This window comes from Zobellella denitrificans (genome assembly GCF_002237365.1).
Classification (GTDB): Bacteria; Pseudomonadota; Gammaproteobacteria; order Enterobacterales; family Aeromonadaceae; genus Oceanimonas; species Oceanimonas denitrificans.
In genome coordinates this window covers 1-8,168 of the sequence record NZ_NMUO01000129.1, presented here as the reverse complement: position 1 = coordinate 8,168, position 8,168 = coordinate 1, and the positions used below count along the sequence as shown (strand labels likewise).

At 64.3% G+C, this 8,168-nt stretch carries 5 protein-coding genes, 1 tRNA gene, 1 rRNA gene and 1 pseudogene; 3 read left to right on the top strand and 5 right to left on the bottom strand.

Annotation, left to right across the window (positions count from 1 at the left end):
* Positions 1-6 precede the first annotated feature (6 nt).
* A 5S ribosomal RNA gene (gene rrf / locus CGX12_RS18120) occupies positions 7-121 on the top strand.
* 67 nt (positions 122-188) lie between these two features.
* Positions 189-265, top strand: a tRNA-Asp gene (locus tag CGX12_RS18115).
* 451 nt (positions 266-716) lie between these two features.
* Here CGX12_RS18115 and CGX12_RS18110 read toward each other — a convergent pair.
* Positions 717-2,978, bottom strand: a complete 2,262-nt coding sequence (locus CGX12_RS18110; RefSeq protein WP_094041249.1) for an arginine/lysine/ornithine decarboxylase — start codon at positions 2,976-2,978, stop codon at positions 717-719.
* Between the two features lie 212 nt (positions 2,979-3,190).
* Here CGX12_RS18110 and CGX12_RS18105 point away from each other — a divergent pair, with 212 nt between their 5' ends.
* A complete protein-coding gene (locus tag CGX12_RS18105) occupies positions 3,191-3,802 on the top strand; it encodes a transglycosylase SLT domain-containing protein (RefSeq protein WP_094041248.1) in 612 nt (203 codons plus the stop codon).
* On the opposite strand, the gene dsdA is transcribed toward CGX12_RS18105, so the two are convergent.
* The 4 genes and pseudogenes from dsdA to malG all read right to left on the bottom strand — a co-directional run.
* On the bottom strand, positions 3,779-5,149 hold the full coding sequence (gene dsdA / locus CGX12_RS18100) for a D-serine ammonia-lyase (RefSeq protein ID WP_094041246.1): 1,371 nt from the start codon (positions 5,147-5,149) through the stop codon (positions 3,779-3,781). The genes CGX12_RS18105 and dsdA overlap by 24 nt on opposite strands.
* Positions 5,150-5,240: 91 nt before the next feature.
* Positions 5,241-6,572: an alanine/glycine:cation symporter family protein gene (locus CGX12_RS18095; RefSeq protein ID WP_094041244.1), complete on the bottom strand. Its 1,332-nt coding sequence runs from the start codon at positions 6,570-6,572 to the stop codon at positions 5,241-5,243.
* A 73-nt stretch (positions 6,573-6,645) separates the two neighbouring features.
* Positions 6,646-8,076: a GNAT family N-acetyltransferase gene (locus CGX12_RS18090; protein WP_254918342.1), complete on the bottom strand. Its 1,431-nt coding sequence runs from the start codon at positions 8,074-8,076 to the stop codon at positions 6,646-6,648.
* Positions 8,036-8,168: pseudogene (malG, locus tag CGX12_RS20300) on the bottom strand (maltose ABC transporter permease MalG); the annotation flags it as partial. The gene CGX12_RS18090 and the pseudogene malG, both read right to left, overlap by 41 nt.

Below are 8,168 nucleotides of genomic sequence, written 5' to 3'. Positions count from 1 at the left end.
TTTATGCCTGGCGGCGATAGCGTTGTGGTCCCACCTGACCCCATGCCGAACTCAGAAGTGAAACGCACCCGCGCCGATGATAGTGTGGCAGCTGCCATGTGAAAGTAGGTCACTGCCAGGCACCCAAATTTGTAGCGTCGATGAGATTCGACCGGTCCACTGAAGTGGACCCTACAAACCGCTTTTGCGGAGCGGTAGTTCAGTTGGTTAGAATACCGGCCTGTCACGCCGGGGGTCGCGGGTTCGAGCCCCGTCCGCTCCGCCATCACTCAAAACCCCGGCAGAAATGCTGGGGTTTTTTCGTATTGGCGGCGCCGGACGGCTGGATGATGTCGGCGCGCTGCGCCTCCGCTGCAAAGGCGGTGCCTTTGCCGCTCCGCCATCACAGACAAAAAAAGCCACCTTCGGGTGGCTTTTGGGTTCGGACGACAGCGATGTTCCAAGTGGGCATGAAGCGAACGTCCTGGAGCGCAGGCGGCCTGCCTACATTCCCGCAATGCGGGAACCGCCGGGCCCCGACGTCACACCCAAACCACCGGCGTTACACTCCATGCGGGCGGGCCGCCCGCGCCCCAAAAGGGCGTACAACTCCCAAACCATGGCGGCAGGCCACGTACCAGGAGTGCTCAAATTCCAAACTACCTTTAGAGCAAACGACTTTGTCATCAAGCTACACAAAAAAGCCACCCGAAGGTGGCTTTTTGTGCCTGATGGCGTTAGCGGGCGACGCAGTCCACGAAATAGCGGGTTTCACCCTGGTGCTCCTCGGCCACCAGGCCGTGGATATAGGTCTCGAAGCCGGGGAAGCGCTGGTTGAAGTCCCGGGCGAACTTGAGGTAATTCACGATGATGTCGTTGAACACCTCACCCGGGATCAGCAGCGGAATACCCGGCGGGTAGGGAGCCACCATCACCGCCGTGGTGCGACCGGTCAGTTCATCCAGCGGGACCCGCTCGATTTCCTTGTGGGCCATCCTGGCGAAGGCATCCGCCGGCTTCATGGCCGGCACCAGATCCGACAGGTACATCTCGGTGGTCAGCTTGGCCACGTCGTTTTCCTTGTAGATCTGGTGGATCTGATCGCACAGATCCTTCAATCCTACCCGCTCGTAGCGGGGATGGCTCTGCACGAATTCCGGCAGCACCTTCCACAGCGGCACGTTGTTGTCGTAGTCGTCCTTGAACTGCTGCAGCTCGGTCACCATGGTGTTCCAGCGGCCCTTGGTGATGCCGATGGTGAACATGATGAAGAAGGAGTAGAGCCCGGTTTTCTCGATGACGATACCGTGCTCGGCCAGGTACTTGGTGACCACCACCGCCGGAATGCCGGTTTCGGCAAAGTCGCCTTTCATGTTCAGGCCCGGGGTCAGTATGGTGGCCTTGATGGGGTCGAGCAGGTTGAAGCCGGGCTCGATGTCGCCGAAACCGTGCCAGCCGGCGTCGGCCTGCAGCATCCAGGCATCCCGTTCGTCCAGGCCGTCATCGGTCAGGTCATCCGGACCCCAGACGGTGAACCACCAGTCGTCGCCGTATTCGTCATCCACCTTGCGCATGGCGCGGCGGAATTCCAGGGCTTCCGCCAGGGACTCTTCCACCAGGGCGGTACCGCCCGGCTCTTCCATCATGGCCGCCGCCACGTCGCAGGAAGCGATAATGGCGTACTGGGGGCTGGTGGAGGTATGCATCAGGTAGGCTTCGTTGAACAGATGGCGGTCGAGCTTGTTGGCCTCGCCGTCCTGCACCAGGATCTGGGAAGCCTGGGACAGGCCGGCCAGCAGCTTGTGGGTGGACTGGGTGGAGAACACCATGGAGTCCTGGCAACGCGGCCGGCCCTCGCCGATGGCGTGATAGTCGCCGTAGAAGTCGTGGAAGGCGGCGTGGGGCAGCCAGGCTTCGTCGAAGTGCAGGGTTTCGATTTCCCCGTCGAGCAGGCTCTTGATCTCTTCCACATTGTAGAGAATGCCGTCGTAGGTGGACTGGGTGATGGTCAGCACCCGGGGCTTGGCCTTGGGGTTCCTGGCCAGGATCTCGCGGCAGAAGGGGTTGGCCTGCATCTTTTCGCGGATGCGGGCCGGCTCGAACTCGCTGCGGGGAATGGGGCCGATAATGCCGTAATGGTTGCGGGTCGGCATCAGGAACACCGGCACGGCGCCGGTCATCATGATGGCATGCAGTATCGACTTGTGGCAGTTGCGATCCACCACCACTATGTCGCCCGGGGCCACGGTGGAGTTCCACACTATCTTGTTGGAGGTGGAGGTGCCGTTGGTCACGAAGAACAGGTGGTCGGCGTTGAAGATACGGGCGGCGTTGCGCTCGCTGGCCGCCACCGGGCCGGTGTGATCCAGCAACTGGCCCAGCTCGTCCACCGCGTTGCAGACGTCGGCGCGCAGCATGTTTTCGCCGAAGAACTGGTGGAACATCTGGCCGACGGGCGACTTCAGGAAGGCCACGCCGCCGGAGTGGCCGGGGCAATGCCAGGAATAGGAGCCGTCGTGGGCATAGTGGGTCAGGGCACGGAAGAAGGGCGGAGCCAGGGAATCCAGGTAGCTCTTGGCTTCGCGGATGATGTGTCGGGCCACGAAATCGGGGGTGTCCTCGTGCATGTGGATAAAGCCGTGCAGCTCGCGCAGTATGGCGTTGGGGATATGGCGGGCGGTGCGGGTTTCGCCGTAGAGGTAGATGGGAATGTCCGGGTTGCGGTGGCGGATCTGATCCACGAAACGGCGCAGTTGCCCCAGCACTTCCTGGGCTTCTTCCTGGCCACCGTCAAACTCCTCATCGTCGATCGACAGGATGAACCCCGCGGCCCGGCTCTGCTGCTGGGCGAAGGAGGTCAGATCGCCATAGCTGGTATAGCCCACCACATCCATGCCCGCCTTCTCGATGGCGGAGGCGAGTTCACGGATGCCCGAGCCGCTGGTGTTCTCGGAGCGGAAGTCTTCATCGATGATGACGATGGGAAAATAAAAGTGCATCAGCTTTCCTTTGGTTGAGCGTCTGAAGGTGGTGGCGGCACGGCGGCTGGGCCGCTATCAATTCTAATCCCTATGCCGTCGGGTGACAAAAAATAGTTATGCACCTGTTGTGATTAAAAATTTATTTGACTCGGGGCTGTCGCCAGCCGGCTGGCATTCATCGCCGGAAGCGGGCACTATGGTTCTCATACAGAACAGCTTATCCCGGACAGATGAAGGTGAGATGGCAGAATAAAGGCAAGTGGCTGATACTGGCGCTGGCCAGCCTCCTGGCAGGCTGTGCCGCCTCGCCACCGCGTAATCCCGAGAATATCTGCGCCATTTTCGAACAACACAAGGGCTGGCACAAGTCCGCCAACAAGGCACGGGAAAAGTGGGGGGCGCCGGTACACGTGACCATGGCGATGATGTACCAGGAAAGCATGTTCCGCCACGATGCCCGGCCGCCGATGCGTTATTTCCTGTTCATTCCCTATGGCCGGGCTTCCGATGCCTACGGCTATGCCCAGGCCAAGAAGGCGACCTGGGCCGACTACCAGCGGGAAAGCGGCAATCGCTGGGCCAGTCGCAGCAATTTCGACGACGCCCTCGATTTTATGGGCTGGTACATGAATAAAACCAGCACCATCAATGGGGTGTCGAAGTGGGACGCCTACGGTCAGTACCTTAACTACCACGAAGGCTGGGGCGGCTATCGGCGCGGCAGCCACCGGCGCAAGGGCTGGTTGCTGAATACCTCGCGCAAGGTCGAGGGCCGCGCCCAGCGTTATGCCGAGCAGTACTGGCAGTGCAAGGACAGCCTAAACCGCGGCTGGTTTGGCTGAGGCCGCCTGGGCCAGGTAGGTTTCCATCTCGGCCGCCGGTACCATGCCGCCGCCGGTGGCCCACACCAGGTGGTGGGCCCGGGCCAGGCGGGCCGGGGTCAATCCCAGCCGCTGGCGGTAGCCTTCGGTTTCGGTCAATACCCGCAGCGGTCCCGGCATGCCCGCCAGGGCGGAGGGTTCCAGCCTGATGCCTTCGCTGCGCGCCAGCAGCCCCAGCAGGAACAGCATTTCCTCATCCTCCAGGGTATAGAAGCCGTCCAGCATGGGAGCCATGGTGCGCCCGACGAAGCCCGAAGGACGGCCTACCGCCAGGCCGTCGGCGGCGGTCAGGTTATCGATGCCCAGATCCTGTACCGAAATATCGTCGTGCAGGCCGGTATAGACCCCCAGCAGCATGCAGGGGGAGTGGGTAGGCTCGGCAAAGATGCAGTGCACGGCATCGCCGAAGGCCAGTTTGAGGCCGAAGGCCACCCCGCCCGGACCGCCGCCCACGCCGCAGGGCAGGTACACGAACAGGGGGTGCTCCTTGTCCACTTTTATCTGCTGCTGGGCCAGTTGGGCCTTGAGCCGCTCGCCGGCCACCGCATAGCCCAGGAACAGCTGCACCGAGTTTTCGTCATCGACGAAGTGGCAGAGCGGATCCTGCTCGGCTTGTGCCCGGCCCCGGGCCACCGCCACCGAGTAGTCGCTGTCGTATTCCACCACCGTCACCCCCTGGGCCCGCAGCAGGTCTTTCTTCCACTGACGGGCGTCGGCCGACATGTGCACGCTGACCCTGAAGCCCAGTCTGGCGCCGATGATACCGATGGACAGCCCCAGGTTGCCGGTGGAGCCCACGGCGATGGCATGACGGCCGAAGAAGTCACGGAACTCCTCGCTGTGCAACTTGGCGTAGTCGTCGTCCAGGTGCAGCAGGCCGGCCTTGAGCGCCAGCTTTTCCGCATGCTGCAATACCTCGTAGATGCCGCCGCGGGCCTTGATGGAACCGGACACGGGCAACTGGCTGTCCAGCTTCAGCAACAGGCTGCCGCCGAGCGGCTGGCCGTAGTGCTCGGCCATCGCCTGCTGCATGGCGGGAATGGGGCGCAGGGGGGATTCGATGATGCCCTGCTGTTCCCGGGTCTCGGGAAAGGCGGCGCAGAAGTAGCGGGCAAAGCGGGCCAGTCGCCGGCTGGCATCGGCCACATCACCCGTGGTCAGGCTCAGGGCCGGCAGGGCCAGCTCCACCGGCGCCCGTTCCGGGTTGAACCAGCTCACCGGCTGCAGGGCCATCAGCGGGGTGAGCAGGGGATACCGTTTGCGAAGGTCGGCGATGGCTTGTGCCGAATAGCTTGGGTGGGGATGCATATGTCATCTGATCCTGGTGGTTGGCTGGGGGCAGTATACCAGTGGCGGCCGGTATAGCTGTAGCCAGCAATACCGGCGATATCACCCTATTTCACGACTTGGCGAAGTAGGCACGGGTCAGCCGGAATACCACCGGGCTCAGCAGCGCCAGGGCGATCAGGTTGGGGATGGCCATCATGGCGTTGAGGGTGTCGGCCAGCAGCCAGATAAACTCCAGGGACTGGGTGGCCCCCACCGGCAGCGCCAGTATCCAGGCGATGCGGAAGGGCACTATGGCCTTGATGCCGAACAGGTATTGCACGCATTTCTCGCCATAGAAGCTCCAGCCGAGGATGGTGGTAAAGGCGAACACCGCCAGGGCGAGCGACACCACATACTGGCCGCCGGGAATGGCGCTGGAGAAGGCCAGGGTGGTGAGGGAGGCGCCGGCCTCGCCGCTGGTCCAGCTGCCGGTGACGATGATGGCCAGGCCGGTGATGGAGCAGACGATGATGGTGTCGATAAAGGTGCCGAGCATGGCGATGAGCCCCTGACGCACCGGGCTGTCGGTCCTGGCGGCGGCATGGGCGATGGGGGCACTGCCCAGGCCGGCTTCGTTGGAGAACACGCCCCTGGCCACCCCGAAACGGATGGCGGCCCAGACGGCGGCCCCGGCAAAGCCGCCCTGGGCGGCGATGGGGGTGAAGGCGTGCTCGACGATCAGGATGAAAGCGGAGGGAATGGCACTGATGTTGAGCGCCAGCACCACCAGGCCGGCGCCGAAGTAGGACACCGTCATCAGCGGCACCAGCTTGCCCGCCACCTCGGAGATCCAGCGGATGCCGCCGATCAGCACGGCGCCGACCAGTATCATCAACACCACGCCGGTGGCCAGGGTGGACAGGCCGAAGGAGGCCCGCAGGGCGTCGGCCACCGAGTTGGCCTGCACCGTATTGCCGATGCCGAAGCCGGCGATGCCGCCGAAGATGGCGAAGGCCACGCCGAGCCACGCCCACTTTGGTCCCAGCCCGTTCTTGATGTAGTACATGGGACCACCCACGTGGTTGCCCAGCTTGTCGGTTTCCCGGAAGTTCACGGCGCAGACCGCCTCGGAATACTTGGTGGCCATGCCCACCAGGGCGGTCATCCACATCCAGAACAGGGCGCCGGGTCCGCCGAAGAAGATGGCGGTGGCCACACCGGCGATGTTCCCCGTGCCTATGGTGGCGGACAGGGCCGTCATCAGGGCATTGAAGGGAGAGATCTCGCCACTGCCTTTCTCTACCTTGGTGAACAGCAGGCGGAAACCGGTGCCGAGCCGGCGGATGGGCATAAAGCCGAGTCCGAACTGCAGGTACAGGCCTATGCCCAGTATGCCCACCAGCATGGGCACCCCCCAGACCAGGGTATTGATATCGGAGAGTAGCTCTGTGAGAAGTTCCATCTGCATCTTCCTTGAATAAAGGTGACTGAATAGAAAGGCTTTTCCTCTATAGCCTAGTTCCAATCGGGAGGCTTTAACAATCCGTTGCCGGCGGAGGCAGCAACTGTTGCACCACCTGGCGCAGTTGTTGGATGGCGTCCTTCTGTCCCTTGAGCCCCAGGCGCCTGGCCACCTCGGCCGGGTTGGCGCCGGGAGCCAGCAGGGCTTCCAGCAGGGCGAGCTGGTGTGCTGGCAGCGTGGCGGGGAGGGGAGTGCGGCGCAAAAAGCGGACCAGGGCAGGCTGATCCGCGGGCAGATCCCGGTGGGCAAAGGCAAAATCCCGTACCCGCGGCTCGTCCTGGCCGGGGCTGACCGCTGGAAGAGGCAGGTCCAGCTCCCGCCAGCAGGCGTCCGGCAGCGCCCGCAGCAACCCCTGGCGATGATGGCGCAGATCGGCACCGAACTGGCCCAGCCAGGCCGGCAACAGCGCTCGGGCCGCCGGACTTTGCGGCCACAGCATCATGGCGGCGTGCAGGCCGCTGACCGCGTCGACGCCGAGGCCGATGCGCACCGGCTGGAAGCCGTTGCGCCGCCAGAAGCGCAGCAGCTCCGGGCTGGCGCCGAAACTGGTGCCGAGGAAATCGGCCCCGCCCTGCCGCTTGAGCCAGTCGAGCAGGCGGGAGCCGATGCCCTGCTGCTGGCAGCGGGGGTGTACCACTATGCGCATGATGCGCCGGTAACTGAGGCGGCAGGCCTCCCGGAAGCCGCCGTGGAAGGCCAGGGACTGGGGCAGCAGATGGCCGCGGGGGCGGCGGCGTCCTTCCCAGATGGCCTGGCCGAGGGCCGGATCCAGCTCGCCCTCCCGCACCAGCAGGGCCGCGGCCACCGGTATGCCGCCCAGACGGGCCAGTACCAGCTCCAGCCCGGGCGCGTCCAGCAGCTGACGCAGATCGCTGGGACGGGTCTGGTAGTGGGCCAGGGTCAGCAGGCCGAACAGCTGGCGCAGCAGGGATTCATCCTCGATCAGCTGCCGCGGTTCGAGCCGATGGATGCGCAGCTCGCCGCCCGCCGGCGGCGTCACCGGATCCGCATCCAGCGCCAGCAGCCGGAACACCAGCGGCTCCAGCGGGTCCCTTGGGCTCCAGCGGGCGGGCTCGCTCAGGTGATATTTCCGCCAGCCCGGGGACAGACGGGCCAACGCAGGCTGGAACTTGAGCTGGAAGCCGAGGCCGGTGCCCTCGTAGCCGTGTTCGGTGCTGGCGAAGAGGCAGCAGTAGCGCCGGGCCAGGGTCAGCAGCATGGCGGAAGGAATGGCGGCGGCCTCGTCGACCAGCAACAGATCCGCCTCGGGCCGGCGGGCCAGCAAGGCGTCCGGTGCCATAAAGGGCAGGCGCTGGCCGCTGTGCTCCAGTGCCCGGGCGGCGGCGGCCGGGCTGGGGGGGGGCGCGGCCGGGGGCCCCCAGTTCCCCGGGGGGGCAAAAAGGGGTGGGGAAATAGCCCTTGATGGTCCACACGTGCAGGGCAATGCCGCCCAGGTAGGCGAAGATCACCCCGCCGTGGGTGTTGAGCCCCAGGAAGGGAACATAAAGCCCGATACGGTCGAACAGGGCATAGAGG